This window comes from Saccharospirillum alexandrii (genome assembly GCF_043641555.1).
GTDB lineage: Bacteria > Pseudomonadota > Gammaproteobacteria > Pseudomonadales > Natronospirillaceae > Saccharospirillum > Saccharospirillum alexandrii_A.
Genome location: NZ_JBHZRJ010000002.1, coordinates 1 through 16984 on the forward strand (window position 1 = coordinate 1; position 16984 = coordinate 16984).

15 protein-coding genes are annotated in these 16984 nt (G+C 42.6%); 13 read left to right on the plus strand and 2 right to left on the minus strand.

Translation table 11 applies throughout. From position 1 onward, the window contains the following. Positions 1 to 110: 110 nt before the first annotated feature. The 12 genes from ACHUE7_RS05895 to ACHUE7_RS05950 all read left to right on the plus strand — a co-directional run bounded on the left by ACHUE7_RS05895 (position 111) and on the right by ACHUE7_RS05950 (position 14223). Entirely contained in the window at positions 111 to 449 is a 339-nt protein-coding gene (locus tag ACHUE7_RS05895) for a MarR family EPS-associated transcriptional regulator (protein ID WP_394169167.1), read from the plus strand. A 58-nt stretch (positions 450 to 507) separates the two neighbouring features. Next, entirely contained in the window at positions 508 to 1767 is a 1260-nt protein-coding gene (locus tag ACHUE7_RS05900; protein WP_394169168.1) for an oligosaccharide flippase family protein, read from the plus strand. Then, on the plus strand, positions 1760 to 3259 hold the full coding sequence (locus tag ACHUE7_RS05905) for an asparagine synthetase B family protein (RefSeq protein ID WP_394169169.1): 1500 nt from the start codon (positions 1760 to 1762) through the stop codon (positions 3257 to 3259). Before ACHUE7_RS05900 ends, ACHUE7_RS05905 begins: the two co-directional genes overlap by 8 nt. A 342-nt stretch (positions 3260 to 3601) precedes the next feature. Then, positions 3602 to 4657 carry a glycosyltransferase family 4 protein gene (locus ACHUE7_RS05910; protein ID WP_394169170.1) on the plus strand — a complete coding sequence of 352 codons (1056 nt, stop codon included), beginning with the start codon at positions 3602 to 3604 and terminating at the stop codon, positions 4655 to 4657. A 35-nt stretch (positions 4658 to 4692) separates the two neighbouring features. Continuing rightward, on the plus strand, positions 4693 to 5955 hold the full coding sequence (locus ACHUE7_RS05915; RefSeq protein WP_394169880.1) for an O-antigen ligase family protein: 1263 nt from the start codon (positions 4693 to 4695) through the stop codon (positions 5953 to 5955). After that, positions 5915 to 6685: a glycosyltransferase gene (locus ACHUE7_RS05920; protein WP_394169171.1), complete on the plus strand. Its 771-nt coding sequence runs from the start codon at positions 5915 to 5917 to the stop codon at positions 6683 to 6685. Before ACHUE7_RS05915 ends, ACHUE7_RS05920 begins: the two co-directional genes overlap by 41 nt. 138 nt (positions 6686 to 6823) lie before the next feature. Then, a complete protein-coding gene (locus tag ACHUE7_RS05925) occupies positions 6824 to 8083 on the plus strand; it encodes a glycosyltransferase family 4 protein (protein WP_394169172.1) in 1260 nt (419 codons plus the stop codon). A gap of 37 nt (positions 8084 to 8120) precedes the next feature. Then, a complete protein-coding gene (locus ACHUE7_RS05930) occupies positions 8121 to 8717 on the plus strand; it encodes a sugar transferase (protein WP_394169173.1) in 597 nt (198 codons plus the stop codon). Then, on the plus strand, positions 8714 to 9355 hold the full coding sequence (locus ACHUE7_RS05935; RefSeq protein ID WP_394169174.1) for an acetyltransferase: 642 nt from the start codon (positions 8714 to 8716) through the stop codon (positions 9353 to 9355). The genes ACHUE7_RS05930 and ACHUE7_RS05935 overlap by 4 nt, the downstream gene beginning before the upstream one ends. A 75-nt stretch (positions 9356 to 9430) precedes the next feature. After that, on the plus strand, positions 9431 to 10606 hold the full coding sequence (locus tag ACHUE7_RS05940; protein ID WP_394169175.1) for a DegT/DnrJ/EryC1/StrS family aminotransferase: 1176 nt from the start codon (positions 9431 to 9433) through the stop codon (positions 10604 to 10606). 128 nt (positions 10607 to 10734) lie between these two features. Then, the gene (locus tag ACHUE7_RS05945) at positions 10735 to 12621 is read left to right on the plus strand and encodes a polysaccharide biosynthesis protein (protein ID WP_394169176.1); all 1887 of its coding nucleotides are present in this window, start codon (positions 10735 to 10737) and stop codon (positions 12619 to 12621) included. A gap of 198 nt (positions 12622 to 12819) precedes the next feature. Continuing rightward, positions 12820 to 14223, plus strand: coding sequence for an O-antigen ligase family protein (locus ACHUE7_RS05950; RefSeq protein ID WP_394169177.1), 1404 nt, complete (start codon positions 12820 to 12822; stop codon positions 14221 to 14223). Between the two features lie 73 nt (positions 14224 to 14296). Here the strand turns inward: ACHUE7_RS05950 and ACHUE7_RS05955 are convergent, their stop codons facing one another. After that, on the minus strand, positions 14297 to 14716 hold the full coding sequence (locus tag ACHUE7_RS05955; protein ID WP_394169178.1) for an FAD synthase family protein: 420 nt from the start codon (positions 14714 to 14716) through the stop codon (positions 14297 to 14299). Positions 14717 to 14984: 268 nt separating this feature from the next. Between ACHUE7_RS05955 and ACHUE7_RS05960 the strand changes: the two genes are divergently transcribed. Continuing rightward, the gene (locus ACHUE7_RS05960; RefSeq protein ID WP_394169179.1) at positions 14985 to 15575 is read left to right on the plus strand and encodes a LicD family protein; all 591 of its coding nucleotides are present in this window, start codon (positions 14985 to 14987) and stop codon (positions 15573 to 15575) included. A 195-nt stretch (positions 15576 to 15770) separates the two neighbouring features. Here the strand turns inward: ACHUE7_RS05960 and ACHUE7_RS05965 are convergent, their stop codons facing one another. Further along, positions 15771 to 16793, minus strand: coding sequence for a CDP-glycerol glycerophosphotransferase family protein (locus ACHUE7_RS05965; protein ID WP_394169180.1), 1023 nt, complete (start codon positions 16791 to 16793; stop codon positions 15771 to 15773). Positions 16794 to 16984 lie beyond the last annotated feature (191 nt).

The following is a 16984-nucleotide window of genomic DNA, read 5'->3' on the forward strand; positions in this document are numbered from 1 at the left end:
ACAGCTCACAGCTCACAGCTCACAGCTCACAGCTCACAGCTCACAGCTCACAGCTCACAGCTCACAGCTCACAGCTCGCCAACGTCTCTTAACGTCCAGCGTGTCAAACAATGCTTTCTGATGAATTAAGATACCAGTTGCTCCGAACCCTCGAACGCAACCCTGAAATGACCCAACGCCAAATTGCCAAGGAACTCGACTTGAGCTTGGGGAAAGTGAATTATTGTATCAAAGCACTCTTAGAAAAAGGTTTAGTTATTGTCAAAAAGATGGAGTCAAAAAGTGAAAGTAAACCATATAGCTATAAGCTAACATCTAAAGGAGTTGAAGAAAAATCATCAACTACAGTTACACTATTGCAAAGTAAAGAGCGTGAAAAAGAGAAGTTACTAAGATATATTGAAGAATTAAAGACAGAATTGGGAAATGGCTTTAGTAAGGAGTTGTGAGAAATCACTATAGAGGATTTTAAAGAGTCACTATTGAAATGAAAGAGAGTATCTTAGATTGTTGGTAAAAGTTAAGTCGCTTTTTAAAAACAAAAACAGTCGAAATGTGATCGAGAGTTTTTTTTCACTTATAGTTTTACGTGGATTCCAATTTATAGTTCCTATCATTACATTTCCATATTTAGTTAGAATTATTGGAATAGAAAAGTATGGGCTAGTCAATTTTGCTCTGTCATTCGGGTTGTATTTTAGTGCAATAATTCAATACGGTTTTAGTATTACGGCTACTAGGGAAATCGCTCGCAATAGAAATGATAAGCTTCTAGTTACGCAAATATACTCTCAAACACTAACTGCGTCACTTGTTTTGGCTTTGCTTAGTTCAGTGATATTTATAGCCCTTGTGTTAATGATTGATAGATTTTATGAATATGCTCTGTTATATTTTTTTACGCTAGGGTTTGTGATCTTTCAAAATATATTTCCAGTATGGTTCTTTCAGGGAATGGAAAAAATGAGATATATAACCTTGTTGAGTTTGGGGACAAGTATTCTCTATTTAATAACATTGCTGCTGTTTATAAGACAAGAAAGTGACTATATATATGTGCCCCTGTTACAGTTAATATCATCATTTATTACTTTTGTTTTTGCAGTGACACTGATTAAAGTGAGGTTCAATATAGGTTTTTGCTTGCCAAATTTCCAAAGTGTACAGCGTATTCTTGTTGATGGCCGAGATGTATTCATTAGTCAGTTAGCTCCAAATTTGTATAATAACTCAACAACATTTTTGCTCGGTATATATGCAGGTAATACTGCTGTAGGATTATATTCTGCTGCAAATAAGCTAGTGAATGCGGTGGTATCAATTGGGTATATAGTATCTAATGCGTTTTTACCATATCTTTCAAGGAGCTTGGCAAATCATTTAATATTTCAAAAAATAATTTTAGTCCTCGGTTTCGTGTTGTTCATTCTAGTCGCCGTGTTCTCTGATTTCATCACATTGACTCTATTTGGGCCTGAATATCCAGAAATAGCTACTTATATACGTTGGCTGTCAATAAGTGTATTTTTTGTCTTTTGCGGGTTATGTTTTGGTAACAATTTTCTAATGATTGCTAATCATGAAAAGACCGCAATGAGAATATCTCTTTATATCTCGCTCATCTTTTTTGTCTTAGCCAATCTAATTATCCCCGTTATTGGCATATGGGGGGCTATATTTACAGTGTTAGGCGCAAGGTTGATGATTGCATTGTTGTATTATTTGTTTTACTTAAAAGTCCACGTCGAAGTGTTAAATAATGATTGAAATATATAGGTTGAATCAGCCAAGTATACTAATTAAAGCTGATATTGCAGGCGAGTTTCCAATATATCTGTATGTTCCAAATAGTATGGATGAGGTGCTTTATTCAAAGTCAATTAATGAGCTGCTGAATCATGAAAAAGTATCTAAGCCGCTAGAGATAACTAATAAAGGTATTTCATTCCTTCTTCAAAGTGGAGTTATCCCACCACCCAACACGATTTATAAAAGTGTTTATGTACTAGGAATGAATGATGAAGTTGAACTGTCTACCAGAAATGGAATTGTTAATTTAGAGTTCAAGAGTTCATTTCCTTTCAGCTCTTCAAACGTCAATTATGAAGACAAAAAACCCGACGAAAATAGATTGCTAGAGTTGGTTTCAAATGCGGCTATGGCTAGAATAGATAGCAAAAAACCTACATATCTATTCCATAGCGCAGGTAAAGATAGCAATACCATAGCACTGGCGATAGCTGAGGCAGGTTTACAGAGCAGAATAACACTAGTAAGCCACAAGTCAAAAGGACTAGCAGATGAAAGCGAGATAAGTAAACAGATCGCTAAAAAGCTAGGATTTAAGCACAAAGTATTAAACGAAGTTGATAATCTTAGGCCTGTTCATAGATCTGCGATTAAAGATTTTTTTAAGAACTCTCCATTCCCAAGTACAGATAGTGTGACCCTGGCATACCCGCTTTATCTGCAACAACTTCCTACGTTGGCTGGAGCTAATGTAATAGATGGTGGTGGAAACGATAGTTATATGATGACACCTCCAACTAAAAGGGAGCGGAGAAATGTATTTATAACTGATCATATACTTCATTCGAATTGTTTAAGGAGAAGCATTAAGTCAGAAAGTCTGTTATTTCCACTAACTAAAACCAGGTGTGAATGGTTCGGAACTAGTGGGTTTAGTTACTCAGATTCCAAAAAAATAATGAGGGAATCAATAGATGTTAATCCCTACTGGGTAGGAGTTAGTAGTCAGAGAAAAGACTTGAATTTAATTGATCTCAAGACAAGTATATTAACTCAAATAGTTGCATCCGAGGTGCATATAAGAAAAGTAAGAAATTTTGCAGACAGTGTATCATCAAATCTTATATTGCCCTTCGCCAATGAGAAAGTTGCTATGTATGTATCAAGCATATCAAATAGATATCTATTTGATGTTGGTAGCAATAAGAATAAGCTTGTACTAAGGAAGATTCTTAAAGACAGAATTGACCTAGATTCTGATATCATTGGCAAAATGGGATATGAGTATGATACTAAGTCACTACTATTAGCGAATTGGGACTCTGTTGTTAGTGAGATCGAAAGATGTAAAACTTGGAACCAAGTGGAAATTTTCACTGTCGTTATAAGGTTAAAAAAAGTTATGCATAAGAATCACAAGTATTCCAGGTTGGCTGGCCAATTACTGTATAGATTGTACATTATTTCAATATGGTTAAATGAAAATAAGTATATTAAAATGTCTAGTTAAGTTGTGTTAACTTTATTTAGCCATTTAGCCATTTAGCCATTTAGCCATTTAGCTCAATATCGCATTTAATGACGTAAGGTTAAGGATTGTTTTAAACTACTTCATATTTTTTTAATGCAAGTTTTCCCTTGGTAGTTAATTACGACTGAATTTTTAACGTTCACTAGTACAGTAAAGTCTTTTAAGATAAATTGACAGTACTTGACTAAAATAGAAAATCAAAGTCATTATTCGTGGCTAATTTTTGGGCTAAGTTTACCAGCTAATATTCTTGAAAAAAATGACCTTATTTAGATATGCTCACTATTTAAATGATGTAATATATTGCGTAGGAGGGGAAGTTTGATAGCGTACTTCGTATACAATTTGAATAGATACAGCGGGGCTGCGCGACAGGCACTTCTTTTAGCGAAAAATGTTGGGTTGCCAATAGTGATTTTCAACCATGAAAGAGTTGGTTTGTCAGTAGAAAAAATCAGTAACCTTGTAGAGATAGTAAATTTACCTAAAAGCAGGGTGTTGAGTTTATTTGTTATTTTATATTTTATTGCAAGGAAAAAAGTTAAAATTCTTCATTTGCATGGTTTTTTTGAGCATGGAATTTTTATTGGTACCGTTTTACGAAAGAAGATCATTTTAAAGACAACGTTGTTAGATTCTGATGACTTCGATAGCCTTTTGAACAAAAGGAAATGCAAGCGTTTAATTCTCTTTTTGTTGAGCAAAGTGGACGTGAATGTTTGTCAGACCAATCCTATCGCAGAAATAAACTCAAAGCATATCGATGTAAAGAAAATTGAGGTTATTCCTAATGCGGTGCGTTTGCCTGAAAGAGCTTCCTTGCAAAAAGAAAATTCATTTTGCTTTGTTGGCTTAGTGTGCGACAGAAAACAAACATATGAGAGTATTGTTTACTATCTAAATAATTATTCAAAGCTTCCAAATTCAATCCTTTATATTATTGGGCCCACTAGTGGACTTAAAGAGTCTCAAAGTCAATATTATGAGAAATGTCGTAGCTTGGTAATAGATTGTCGCGCAGAAGAAAAAGTTATTTTTACAGGTAATGTTGACGAGCAAGATGTTGTATCTTATTTGTCTAAGTCTAAAGCGCTACTATTTTTTTCAAAATATGAAGGTATGCCTAATGTTGTGTTAGAAGCAATGGCTAACAACTGTGCTCCAGTAACTACAGGGGTGGGAGGGGTAATGCAAAATATTTTAGAAGAAAATGAGTATGATCAACTTACGTTGAGTTCTTTAAGTGCCTCAGTTTCAATAAGTGATATAGATGATATTATTGCGAGTAAAGCTCTATACTTTCAAGCAAAAAAACAATTTTCTCTAGAAATAATATCTAATAGATATTATGAGCTCTATAAGGGGTTGCTACCTTGACTTTGAGGATGCTGATTAGGTGGCACCTAAACTTGATGCTTTTTATTTTTCCTGCATGGGGGGTTATTTCTACTCAGTTAGCATATTTATTTGGTAATAAAAATGTAATTTCCGGTAGTCGATATTTATTAATTCTATCTTTATTGATGCTGCTCTTAGTGAAAGTGGCATTGTCATTGAACAAGGTTATTTTAAACTACGGTTTAGTTTTGTTGTTTTTCTACCTAACATATGTGCTAATGCACGTTCTAGGTGATACTGAAATTATTCTGATAATCGAGGGATTTCGTCATGAGTTACTTTTCGTAATCATATCGTTTCTATTGCTTTTAATAGTTAGTGGTAACCCATACGATTTTTCAATATTGCCCTATACTAACACTGTTATGGTGTCAGTGTTTGTTAATGGATCTATCGCGGTATTATTCGCTATTTGGCAGTATGTTGATGTGTCTATTCTCGAGTTACTCTATGGCATGCCACTTGAAGATATAGGAAATATATCACTGGCTATTGGGTATAGGTTAACTTCCATATTTGCTAATCCAATCAATTTTGGTGCTTATATGTGCATGTTGTTCTTGGTGGCAAGTTATTTCTATAATAAAAGTGCACTAAATGTATTGCTATACATGTTTGTAGTACTAGTGGCATTGATCATGGTTGTAGGCTCTTTAAGTCGTTTAAGTTTAATTGCATTTGTTGTGATCTTTATTCTTACTTATGCTTTAAGGGCTAGCTATATTACTATGCTTTTTGGTTTTATTTCAATTGCAATTTTATCTGTGTTGGTCCTAGAGTTCGTAGACATTGAATTGATTGTAACGCGCTTTGGAAATATTTTTGAAGCAAGAACTTATCTTGAAAATGCCCGCGTTGTAAATTGGATTACAGCTTTCTCAAGTTTAAGTTTTTTACAATATTTTTGGGGTAGGGGGATTGGTGCATCTTCGCCAGACTCTTCAATTTACCAGTCGACTTCTGCAATGCCAATCGAAAACGGTTTTTTAACAATTGCTTATCAATATGGCGTGGTAGGACTTTTGTTGTTCCTAATTGTACTTTTCAGGTTCTTTATCGTGGGGCTGACTTTTAAAAAATATGAAAGGGCTCTCTACGTATTCATAATATCTTTTGTCTGCTTCTATATAATTATGTCGATGGGGAATGACTTCATTAGGAACTCTCCATTTAGTCTGTATTTTTGGTTTTATTATGTTTATTTTGAACTTTTTCTGATAAAGAGTAGAAAAGATTATGTTAACAATTGCAATTTCCACAATCGACAGGCGGTATGAGGATATACGTCTTCCTTCTTATCATGAAGATATTAGTTATATTGTGGTCCACCAATTCTCAGGTGGAACATATTCGAATCCATTTGTCGAAGATCGTGAAGATGTAACTTACATTCCAACGTCAGCTAGGGGCTTATCACTTAGCAGGAATATATCAATTCAAAATTGTAACACTCCTTATTTATACGTGATGGACGACGATGTAGTTTTTGATGTTGATAAGATGCTACATATTATAGAATTAATGAAACTAGAAAATGTTCAAATTGCAACATGCAGGCATATTCGTGAAAGTGGTCTATTCCCTAAGAAATATAAGAGCTCACCATATGATCATAATTTTTTGACGGCCGCGAAAGTTTCTTCTATTGATATTTGTATTAGCCATAATGATATAAAAAAGCAAGATATTAAATTCGATGAGAGATTCGGGTTGGGAGCTGAATATCCGTCAGGAGAGGAGTATATATTCTTAACTGATTGCATGAAGCATGGTTTAAAAGTAAGATACTTTCCACTGACTGTTGGAACTCATCCTGAAGAAACCTCGGGCTTAGATTTTTATTCTAGCTCAAAAAAAATCATAGCCAAGAGAGAGATGTTTAAACGTATTTTTGGTTGGGTTGCTCCTCTATATATTTTTGCATTTTGGGCAAAGAAAATTATCTTTGTGCGTAGGATGGGGTATGGCTATATGTTTACTAAGACTTTGTTGTTTGGAATAGAATAGTTTAGGTTGTTTTTACCATAAGAAAAATTCTGTTCGATTTCAAGCGTGTTGAACCCTTCGAGTTATGGGTGTTATTAAGCAAAGAATGACTTCAGCACAGTTTATAAGAAATTTAAATCTCTTAGGTACTTGAAGTTAATGAAAATAATATACTTACATCAATATTTTAATACTCCAGATATGGCCGGCGGTACAAGATCCTATGAAATGGCTCGTAGGATGGTAAGTGCAGGCCATGAAGTTCATATGGTTACAAGTTATCGAGAAAAAGATGCAAAGTTTTCCAGTTGGTTTAAAACTAATGAGGCAGGAGTGCATGTTCATTGGTATCCTGTACCATACTCTAACAATTTAAGTTACAAGCAAAGGATAAGGGCGTTTTTCGCATTTGCATTCGCTGCAAAAGTGAAAGCACAGGAGTTGGAAGGAGACGTCATCTTTGCTACGAGCACACCCTTGACAATAGCCCTTCCCGCAGTACTTTCAGCAAGGAAGAAAAAAATTCCAATGGTTTTTGAGGTTAGGGATCTTTGGCCTGAGATGCCTATTGCTGTTGGCGCTCTTAAAAATCCATTAATTCGTTTTGCTGCGCATAGGCTAGAGCATTGGGCTTATCACAATGCTGATGCTGTGGTTGCTTTATCACCAGGAATGAAAGAAGGAGTCATTCGCACTGATTATCCAGCAAAGAAGGTAGCTGTTATACCTAATAGCAGTGACAATGCAGAGTTTAAACACGACCCAGTTGCAGCTTCACAATTTCGTGAAAAACGGGTGTGGCTGGGAGAAAAGCCTCTTTTAGTGTATACCGGTACTTTCGGAGCAATAAACGGTGTTGGTTACATGGTTAGTTTGGCCAGCGAGCTTAAGGCTATTAACTCTGATATCCGAATTTTACTTGTTGGAGATGGTGTGGAGCGTACAAAAGTCATATCAGATGCGGAAAAAGCTGGCGTGTTAGGTTTTAATTTGTTTGTAGAAAGCCAGCTCCCTAAGCGGGATATTCCTGCATTGTTAAGTGCAGCGAACATGGCATCAGCTTTGTTTGTAGACTTACCCGAGATGAGATCAAATTCAGCCAATAAATTTTTTGATGCATTAGCATCAGGTACGCCAGTTATGCTTAATTATGGGGGGTGGATGCATGACCTTGTCAAATCAAAAAATTGTGGGTTGGCTGTGTGGCAAAAGCCAGTTTCGGAGGTCGCGATTGAGCTGAATAGTAGGCTGAATGATAATGGATGGTTAGATAATGCTGGTGCTTCTGCTAGACAATTGGCTGAAGAGTGCTTTGCTAGAGACGATTTGGCAGCACAACTAATTGCTGTTCTACACGCTGCAGTTAAGGGATTTCCAGAGAAAGCAGAAACAATAGCCCCCGGAAACTATTATTATTAATGTTTATTGTTAGTTCTCAAGGTCTCAGCTGATTGATATGTTAAAGCGATTATTCGATTTTCTAATTGCAAGTATTGGGTTGGTATTTCTATCTCCGATAATTCTATTTTTGTCATGGCAGGTAAAGCGAAAACTTGGTTCTCCAGTTTTCTTTCGCCAGACTCGTCCCGGTATGGATGGTAAGCCTTTCCAAATGTTCAAGTTCCGTACTATGCTTGATGGGTATGACTCGAAAGGTAATCCTTTGCCAGACTCTGATCGGATGACGCCTTTTGGACAGTTCCTCCGCTCCAGTAGTCTGGATGAATTACCCGAGCTCTGGAATGTACTCAAGGGCGAAATGAGCTTAGTTGGTCCTCGGCCTTTGTTAATGGAGTATCTTCCACTTTATTCTGCTGAGCAGTTTCGTCGTCATGATGTTCGGCCAGGAATAACTGGATGGGCGCAAGTGAATGGTCGAAATGCAATCTCGTGGGAAGATAAGTTTAAGCTAGACGCATGGTATGTGGAAAATCGTTCGTTTTGGTTGGATCTAAAAATTCTTTGTTTAACAGTGAAAAAAGTATTGATTCGGGACGGTATTAGTGGCGATGGCGAGGTAACAATGTCCAAATTTACTGGTAACAAAGATTGAAACAACTGGCCATTCTTGGGGCAAGTGGGCACGGTAGGGTGATTGCAGATGCAGCAGAGCTATCTGGGTGGCAGAAACCTATTTTTTTTGATGATGCTTGGCCCAGTGTTGAAGTTAATGGGCCATGGTCTATAGAGGGCGATACTAAAGTCTTGATTGAGAGGCTTTCAGTGTTTGACGCTGTGGCGGTTGCTATTGGGAATAACCGTATTCGAGCGCTAAAGCTAGCAAAGCTGTCGGAGGCAGGGGGAAATATCGTTACTATTGTCCATCCATCAGCAGTAGTTAGTAGGTATGCTTCAATTGAAGTAGGTAGTGTTATCTTAGCCAATGCCGTGGTTAACGCCTCTGCTAAATTGGGATCTGGAGTAATTGTTAACACTGGTGCTGTTATTGAACATGACTGTGTTGTGGGGGATTATGCACATATCAGTCCTAATGCTATGTTAGCGGGCGGTGTTAGAGTGGGAGAATTAGCTTGGATCGGTGCTAGCGCTGCTGTTCGGCAATTGATTGAAGTTGGTGAGGGGGCTATTGTTGGCATGGGTTCTGTAGTAACCAGGGATGTTCCAACTGGTGTTACAGTGGCAGGAGTACCAGCAAAGACTGTTTCAGCAAAGGCTGTTAAAGTTCTTTAGTCTCCTGGCCAATATATAGGTGATTAATGACTCCCTATCATTTAAATATCTTTAATATACAAGTACAGAGTGATTATGCTTAACGGACCTTTTTCTAGTTGGCCTTCTTTTTCCGAAGAAGAAGCCAATGCAGCACGAGATGTACTTCTTTCAAATAAGGTGAATTACTGGACGGGCCAGGAGTGTCGCGAGTTCGAGCATGAATTTGCTGATTTTTCTGGCTCTAAATACGCTATTGCCTTAGCCAATGGTACAGTGGCTCTAGACCTTGCCCTTAAAATTATTGGTATTAAACCAGGGGATGAGGTAGTTGTCACTCCTCGTACGTTTTTAGCATCAGTTTCAAGTATTGTTACCGCAGGTGGAGTTCCTGTGTTTGCGGATATTGACCCAGATTCACAAAACATTACACCTGAGACAGTCAGACGAGTAGTCTCGCCCCGGACTAAAGCCGTCATTTGTGTTCATTTGGCTGGCTGGCCTTGTGAAATGGACGGTTTTGTTGCGCTGGCTGATGAGTACAACTTTTTTTTGATAGAGGATTGCGCCCAAGCACATGGTGCTAAGTACAAAGGTCGCTCAGTCGGCTCTATAGGTCATATAGGTTGCTGGTCATTTTGCCAAGATAAAATCATGACCACTGGCGGTGAGGGGGGTATGGTAACCACTAATGACAGGACTTTGTGGAATTCTATGTGGTCCTATAAAGATCATGGTAAGAGCTGGGAAGCTGTTTATGAGAGAAAGCATCCGCCTGGCTTTAGGTGGGTGCATGAGTCTTTCGGCACTAACTGGCGGATGATAGAAATGCAAGGTGCTATTGGTCGAATCCAATTACAAAGAATGAAGGATTGGTCTGAAAAGCGCTTGAATAATGCTAAAACAATATGGGATGTTTGTAGGCAATTTCCCATTTTTCGTGTGCCAGAAGTTCCTCAATTCATTCAACATGCTGCTTACAAGTGTTATGTCTTTGTAGACTCTGGTGAACTCAAGCATGGCTGGGATCGTGATCGCATTATGAGTGAGATAAATGGCCGGGGAGTACCTTGTTTCTCAGGTTCATGTTCTGAGGTCTACTTGGAAAAGGCTTTTGATAACACGGGATTCAAGCCAAAAGAACGGTTGTCAGTCGCTAGAGAGTTGGGTGATACAAGCCTTATGTTTCTAGTGCACCCAACACTGACACAACAAGAAATTGAACTAACCTGTCAGGTGATCTCTAATGTCGCCTCAGAGTGCGCAATATAGGTAAGTCATCACGGTACTTGGTTAAATCAATTAATTGTGTAAATAGTAGGGATTATAAGGCGCGCTGAATGAGAAGAAAGCTACAAAGGCGAATGGTAAGTTTACGCCGCTCACACAAGAAATGGATCATGGTCGCTGCGGATGTAGTGATGATCCCATTTGCTCTCTGGGCTGCATGGGCGCTTCGCCTTGGTCAGTGGTGGCCGCAATTTTACATCGATCGGTTTTGGTGGTTGTTTCCACTCATTATTCCAATTGGTATCTTCGTGTTCGCGCGACTTGGACTTTACCGTGCCATTGTCCGCTTTATGGGTGGGCAGGCTTTTTTAGCCATTGTTAAAGGCTCGGTTCTTCTGGCACTTATTTTGTGGTCAGTAGCTTTTGTTGCCCGCTTTACCGGCTTTCCCCGGTCTATTCCTATTATCTTTGGCCTTGTGTTGTTCACCTTGGTCGGCGGTAGCCGAATTCTGGTACGGTCTTTTTACCAGTGGCTTTCGCGGCATTATACAAATAAAGAACCCGTGGCTATATTTGGCGCGGGCAGTGCTGGTGCCCAATTGGCATCCGCTTTACAAAAAGGGAGGGAGTTTATTCCCGTCGCTTTTTTGGATAGTAACCCTGCGTTGTGGAAGCACACAGTGCAAGGCATGGTTGTCTATAACCCGAACGAGCTAGAAACTCTAATCAGTCAGTTTGGAGTCAAGCGTGTGCTGTTGGCGGTACCCAACGCCACTAAAAAACAGCGTAAGGCCATATTGGACCAGTTAGAACCCTATTCCGTGCATGTGCAAACAACCCCATCTATGCCGGATATAGTGTCCGGTAAAGCCAGTGTAGACCAGTTACAAGAAGTTGAACCCGAGGATCTACTGGGGCGGGATCCGGTGCCTGCCAATGTCGCCTTATTCAATGCCTGCATCCATGAAAAAGTGGTGTTGGTAACCGGTGCTGGAGGGTCTATTGGGTCAGAGTTGTGCCGGCAGGTCGTAAAAGCTGGTCCCACAACTCTGGTGTTGTTTGAACAAAGTGAGTTTGGCTTATATCAAATCGAACATGAACTGAAGCGTAATGAGCATGTCCTTTTCCATGGTGTTCAGTTGGTCCCCTTGTTGGGTTCGGTCTGCAATGCCCATCGTATTAAGGAGGTGTTTGAACGTTATAAGGTAAACACTGTCTACCATGCGGCGGCCTATAAACACGTGCCACTTGTCGAGCACAATGTGTTTGAAGGCATTCGCAATAATGTTATGGGTACTAAAGTAGTGGCCGAGGCCGCCAAACGGGCTGGTGCGGGGCACTTTGTACTGGTGTCTACCGATAAAGCGGTTCGGCCAACGAATGTGATGGGGGCTACCAAGCGCCTGGCAGAACTTGTAGTGCAAAACCTGGCAGTTGAGTCAGATACTGTATTTTCGATGGTTCGGTTTGGCAATGTACTTGGGTCTTCCGGATCGGTTGTGCCGTTGTTTAGGGAGCAAATACTCCGAGGAGGCCCGGTTACGGTTACCCACCCGGATATTACCCGCTTCTTTATGACTATTCCCGAAGCCGCCTCCCTGGTGGTGCAAGCCGGTGCCATGGGGCAGGGTGGGGATGTGTTCGTGTTGGATATGGGCAAGCCCGTTAAAATTGTCGACCTGGCCCGCAGGATGATCGAGCTCAGTGGGTACGATGTTAAATCGGAAGAGCACCCGGAAGGGGACATCGAAATCGAATTCTCTGGCCTGCGCCCCGGTGAAAAGCTGTATGAAGAACTGCTCATCGGTGAAGCCGTTTCGGGTACTGATCACCCGAAAATCATGCGTGCCAATGAAGAATTGTTGCCAGAAGCAACTCTCAATGCCTATCTGGAGTCTTTATTTGCGGCTGAGCAAGGCCAAGATGCATTGGTGGCCAGGGGCATTCTTGAAAAAGCCGTGGCGGGTTTTAAGCCCAGTTCTCCGATGGTGGATTTATTGAGTGGGGTGGCAGAAAAGGCGCCTGGGCCTGGTGTCGAGAAACAACCTTTCCATTAGTGGCTGTTGTACGACACTGGCAACAATTCTTTAACAATGTAGTGCCACTCTTAGCTGTATGGGAGCTTGGTTGCCACTCATCACCATATTAGTATCACCGCTGTTCTATCGTTACATTGGGCCGGGTTTCTGGAGAACCTCGGCTTGTGGTCATTTTTTGGGGCTTGTTGCTCTGTTTGGTACTTTAGGAGTTCATGTTTGTATAAGTACCCCGTTAAGTCCGATTGGTTAACCAGCCTGTGGGAGCCTGTATCTTTTGTAAAGCTGCCGGTTTTTTTGTATCTGGCGATGGTGTTGTTAATTTTTATCACCTCGTTTTTTGAGCTGCTGTATCACAGTGAAATACAAACACTAGCCGGTGTTATGTATATTACCGGGCTGGCTATTTTTCTCTCTTGTAAAACACCGCTTCGTCGGTCGTTTATTGCGTGGGTGCTTTTGGCATCGGTATTGGTGCCGCTGGTTACTTGGGTGCTTATGAAACTTGAGCACCCAGAAATGGCCCGCAGTGCCCCGAATCTAGATGATTTGATCACAAAGTTCCTGTTTATTATCCCTGCATTTATGCTGGCAGGTAGCCAAAAGAATCTGTTTTGGGTGTGGGGTGTTGCGTCGGTTTCTGCCTTAATCATGCCCTGGGTAGCTGGGGATGGATGGCAGGAATTCGTTGGTGCGTGGGCCGGCCGTAGGGCTACCTATGGGGATAGCCCCATTGCCATCGGCATTGTTTACGGAACGTTGTTAATTGCTGTGTTTGCATTTGGCAAGAGAGTGGTATTCAAACCTGCATTTTCATACGTACGGGCTTGTTTGTGGTTCTGTTTGTTAGGTTATATTGGGTTTTTAACCTTTACCACTCAAACCCGGGCAGTTTATTTGGGTATTGCTGTTGTTATGGCTTTAGCGGTTGTTAGTTTGGCCATATTCTATGGTTTATCTGGTACGAAGCGATTACCTAAAAAGAGAGTGATTTTATCACTGTTGGTCGTATTTGCGGTGGGGCTGGTGGCTTTGTTCAATTCCGCCACCTTTGATCGAACCGTGGCTAAAACCCAAAACGAAATACAAAAAATCATGCCTGCATTACAAGGTGATGTGGAAAATATTCCACGCAGCAGTGCGGGCTTGCGGCTAATATTCTGGGTAGATGCCGCGCAGTGGACGCTAGATCGCCCTCTCTTTGGCTGGGGGTATCGCGCCGGGCGAATGATGCATGATGAAGCCCAGAATTATTTTAACGCTCCCAGCGGTCGCAGGTTGTTTCGAACCATTCACAATACATATTTGGAGCTGACCATTTCTTACGGTCTAGCCGGGTTGGCGTTGTTCACAGCCTTTTTCGTCTGGTTTTTCAAGCGAATGCACTTAGCTTGGAAAGATGGCGTGTTGCCGCTGGATATTTATGTGTTCACTGTTTTCGCGCTAATTTTCTATGCTGTTTGTGGTGTCTTTTACTCTTCGTTGTTTATTGGAACCCCCATTTTTCTGTTCAATATGGTGTTGCTGGGGGCGGCTACCTTTATATTTAAGCATATTGTGGAAGGTGAAGGTGCTGCAGCTCCTAAAGTAGAAGCTGAAGCGGGGAGCAAGGAAGGAAGCTGAAGCGGAAAGCTGGTTTGGCGGCTTACTTACTTGGGTGAAGGTTTGCGAAACACCGCCATTTAAGCGGTGTTTGTCAGTCAATTCGGCTTTGGATCATCTGAATAATGTCGGTGGTTGAAACGTCTTTGGTGCGCGGGAAATAGATAACCTCGCACTGGTCTTTGAAGTGGTCGAATTTGCCCGCCCAGTCGTCGCCCATTACCAGAATGTCGGCTTTGTAGCGGCTGAGGTATTCGCCTTTCAGCTCCAGGGATTCTTCAATGAACACCTCGTCTACACAGTGCAGGCTGTTCAGAATGTGAACCCGGTGCTCTTGCCGGTAAACCGGGTAACGGCCTTTTTTATTAAAGTTCAGCGCATCGGATGAAACCCCAACCGTCAGGTGGTTACCCAGCTCTTTGGCGCGCTCCAGAATATTTACGTGGCCGATGTGGAATACATCGAAGGTACCAAAGGTGATGACGCGTTTGTTGGGCTTCTCAGTCGGGTTCATAGCGGCTCGTTGTAATGGGTCGTTTACTATTTCAGCAGGTGCAGCTCATTAGGTCTCGTTCACCAGGTCTCGGCCAGTGTTAGGCCTTGCTGGTTGTGGGGCTGAACACTAACCGGGTTCCAGCTGGTGCGCAACCTGACCGGGGTAGTCTACAAGCAGACTGTTGCAAAAGCATGTAAGAAGTATGACGAATGCCACTTGCATGGTGGCTGGGCAGGGGTGTGACGGGTTATTATGGGGTTACTCAGTTTTGCCCGATAGGAACCCAATGCGTTTGTTTAAGCCCTCGTCCAGTGGTTCGGTTCAGCGCCGCCAATTGTTAGATACCATCGATGTGTTGGATAGTCATGGCATCGCCTACCATCTGGAGGGGGGCACGCTGCTGGGCATCGTCCGGGATGGGGACCTTCTTCCCTGGGATAAAGACACCGATCTTTCCATTATGAGTGCCGATGTACCCAGGCTTCAGCCAGCGCTGGAAGCCTTGAAAGCGCTTGGGTGGCGGCTTTCTGAACGGTCGTTTAGCCAGAATGAGGCGTTTGCCAAAAAGCAGGATGTTCGGCTGGTAAAGGTAAAAGACCGCTTTCTGAAGGTGCTGGCAGGCCCGAATACGCTGGATCTGTTCGTGAAATACATTCATGAAGGCCATGCCTACTGGATAGCCGCCAGCAACGTCATGCGCGTTTCCGCACACCACTATGAAGGCTTTGAAACCGTGCCCTGGGAAGGGCGGCAAGTGAAGGTACCGGTCGATTACGAAGGGTATCTGGAAGCCAAATTTGGTAATTGGAAGGTGCCGCAGAAGGAGTGGCACTGCGATATGGAAAACACCGTTGTCCGCCCCAGGGCGGGGGACTGACGCGACACAATAGGTGACGCAGGACAATAACTGACGCAAGACACTAAAAGACGTAGGACATTAAAAGACGTAGGACATTAAAAGACGTAACACACTAAAGGACGTGAAATACGGAGGGACGTAAGCTTGGGTTAGAACGGTGTTTGGCGTCCCTTCATGTGTCGCGTCGTTCCATGTTTTGCGTCCCTTCATGTCCTACGTCCCTTCATATTTCCTCATCTTCTTCGCCACTTTGCGCTTTCTCAGCCAGTTGAAGGGCAGCTTTTTCAGCCCTTTGTGGCCTTCTTTCAGATGGTTATCAATGGCATCCAATACCCGGTCGGATGATTTCCCGTCCTGGTAGGGGTGCATCTGGTCGGCGTAGGCTTTGCCGGCGTCTTTTCGTTCCGAGTAGTGTTCTGTGCAAGTGTGTATGGCGTTAGCCAGCTCGCCGGGTTCAGTGATGTTCAGCACATAGGGTCCGGGGTGCAGGGTGTTCAGGGTGATCACCGGTTTGCCGATGCACAGGCTTTCGGCCACGACTGATGAGGTATCGGAAAGCACAATGTCGGCCTGTTGCAGGGCGGGCAGCAGGTCGGTGTTCTCTACCACTCTGAAATGGTCGTTCTGGGCGGCTTTGTAGGTAGTTACCTGTTCTTCGGCCATCATCGGGTGGAATTTCACGGTTATGTCGGCGTTGCCGGCTTTTGTTAGCTCTCTAAGCGGCTCCAGCAATGCGTAGGTAGAGGTGAGCGATGGGCTGAAAGTGGGCGCATAGAGCACTCTGGGCGGCGCTGTGATGGCCGTGCGCGTATCTACCGCGGCGGCGTAGGGGTCCATTTTTGGCCAGCCGGTTTCCACACTTCTAAAATACCCATACTTTGGCTCGGCGGCTTTGAAACGGCTGGTGGTTAGCGGGCCGTGGGTGCAATACAGGTCGAAAAAGCCGCGAATGTTGAAATGGCCTTTTTTGTCGATACCAAAACCGTGGAACACCTGAATTTTGTGGCCGGGCCAGAAGTAGGGCACCCAGTTGCCGGGGCAGATCACGGCATCGGGGTTGTAGTCGTTCACGGCGGCGGTATCTGGCAGGCGGTGTTCTTCGGGTGTCAGGTAAGATGCAGGCAGGTCGTATAAAAACCAGCGTACTTCAATGCCACGGGCTTTCGCAGCGGCTTCCAGCGGCCTCAGAATGGGGAAGGAATAAGGCTGTTCAACGAAGAATAGAAGCTTTTGCATGGTAACCCGGGCGTGTTGGCTGGCTGGGGATTATAACGGGGGTTTGGGGGTGGGTGCGAGGGTCGGTGCGGGAAGGATGAGTAGCCGGCGACAATTATATGTAACCGCTGCGCCGCCCCCTCTCTCTAGCTCTCTCCCCCGGGGGTGGAGAGAGGATGGTAGTGTGCAGCGCCGTGTGTTGGACTGGTGTA